Annotated in this window: 1 protein-coding gene; it reads left to right on the forward strand. The window is 46.3% G+C overall.

What is annotated here, in order from left to right; genetic code table 11:
* The first annotated feature begins 589 nt into the window (after nucleotides 1–589).
* Entirely contained in the window at nucleotides 590–2,098 is a 1,509-nt protein-coding gene (locus F6K63_RS36615) for a group II intron reverse transcriptase/maturase (protein WP_287314976.1), read from the forward strand.
* The last annotated feature ends 77 nt before the right edge of the window (nucleotides 2,099–2,175 follow it).

Genomic DNA, 2,175 nt, shown 5'->3' on the forward strand with positions numbered 1-2,175 from the left:
AGAGGATGTGCGGCTTGTTCTAAGTAGGAGCCTCCCCCACCAGGAGGGGTATGACTTAGGTAACTCGCGGGGACAACCCCAAAAGTTATAACTGTTCATCTGGATGGCGGTGCAAACCCGACCCCTAGAAGAGACTAGTGACTCCCTATCTTGGCCACACCGAGCAGGCGACATCCTAGCAGAGTGAAGCTGGCACCAGGGCGCAATCAGACACTAATCAGATGAGTGACACTGGCGCTAACGGGGAGGTGACATGGGTAACAGAAGCAAAAGTCCTGAAAAAGTGTCTAATGTTTAGGCCGCAATCTGACTAGTATATGCGAGACCTGATTCCCGATTATCCTCACAACGTTTTATCCTCGACAGTTGTAATCTCCGAGGAGGGAATAGGCAAATTGGACTACCCTAAATCACCAGAACAATCCGATGAACGGAACAAGTAAAAACGGCAGCAATAATGAGTCTGTAGACCGGTCGAATCTACGGTAAGTTATGTCAAACCTAATCCTCACTGCCGGGTAGGATGCAGCCGAATAACTGGCTGCGGGTATTCAGAATACACAAATTCGAGGAGAGCATAGTTAGACACATGAACAACCATAGTGAACTTTGGAAAAAGCAACAGTGGAAGAAACTCCGCCAAAACTTATTCCGCCTTCAAAAACGAGTGTACAAAGCGGTTCGAGCTGGTGACTTGAAGAAAGCACGGTCTCTACAAAAGCTAATACTGAAATCCCGTTCAGCTCAACTTTTGGCAGTCCGACAAGTGACACAGCTAAACAAGGGTAAGAAAACGGCTGGAGTTGATGGAAAGTCAAGCCTCAACTACAAAGAACGCATGGAACTGGTAGAAACATTGAACGACCATGCCCTCGACTGGAAGCATAGCCGACTACGTGAAATTCCCATTCCCAAAAAGAACGGGAAAATCCGGATGTTGAAAATACCAACCATAGCCGACCGAGCATGGCAATGTCTAGTAAAATTAGCCTTAGAACCAGCCCACGAGGCCACGTTCAGTGGAGATAGCTACGGGTTCAGAACAGGTAGGTGCGCCCAAGACGTTCAAAAACGTCTACAAATACACCTAGCATCTAACCACAATGGCATCAACAAACGAATCATAGAACTAGACATCAAAAAGTGCTTTGACCGTATCAGTCACACCGCCATAATGGAAAGACTAATAGCACCCGCTAAAGTCAAAATAGGAATATTCAGATGCCTAAAAGCAGGAGTATCCGCAGAATTTCCAGACCAGGGTACACCCCAGGGTGGTGTGGTTAGTCCCCTATTAGCAAATGTGGCATTAAACGGAATAGAGGACATACACACAAGTTTGCGGTACGCAGACGATATGGTATTCATCCTCAAGCCAAAAGACAATGCTGAAAAAATCCTCAATAAAGTCAAGGAATTCCTAGCTGAAAGAGGTATGGAAATCAGTGAAGAAAAGACCAAGCTAACCAAAACGACAGACGGATTTGACTTCCTGGGGTGGAAATTCCGCGTCAGAAAAGACGAAAAGTTCTCGTGCATTCCCTCAGAGGAAAACCACCAGAATATACGTAAGAAGATTAAAAACGTAGTCAACTGCTCGAATTATGGTGCTGAAGTAAAAGCTTTGAAATTAGCCCCCATCGTTCGCGGATGGCGCAACTACCACAGTAGCTGTGACATGAGCAGCTCCAGGGATTCCTTATGGTTTATGGCAAAGACGGCAAACCGGAAATTCCGAAAGGAAAAGAAAGTGAACCGGTATAAGGCCAATGAATTATGCAAAAAGGCATTCCCGAAGGTAGGTTACAAACAGAACCAACACGTAAACGTAAGGGGGACTAAGTCACCCTATGACGGTGACCTAGTCTATTGGAGTCAAAGGAACTCTCGCCTTTACTCCAATGCTACATCTGACGCATTGAAAAGGCAAAACCATTCCTGTGGACACTGTGGGTTGAGGTTCTTAGAAGACGAATCTGTACACCTTCATCATGTAGATGGAAACCACGACAACTGGTCGAAAAAGAATCTACTAGCAGTTCATCAGAGCTGCCACCAACAGATACACTGGAGCACTCCGAAAGGAGAGGATATCTAGGAGCCGTGTGAGATGAAAGTCTCATGCACGGTTCCGAAGGAGAGGTGCCCCGGATAATACCGGGCATCGACTCTAAC

Origin of the sequence: Moorena sp. SIO1G6 (assembly GCF_010672795.1) — a bacterium.
Classification (GTDB): domain Bacteria; phylum Cyanobacteriota; class Cyanobacteriia; order Cyanobacteriales; family Coleofasciculaceae; genus Moorena; species Moorena producens.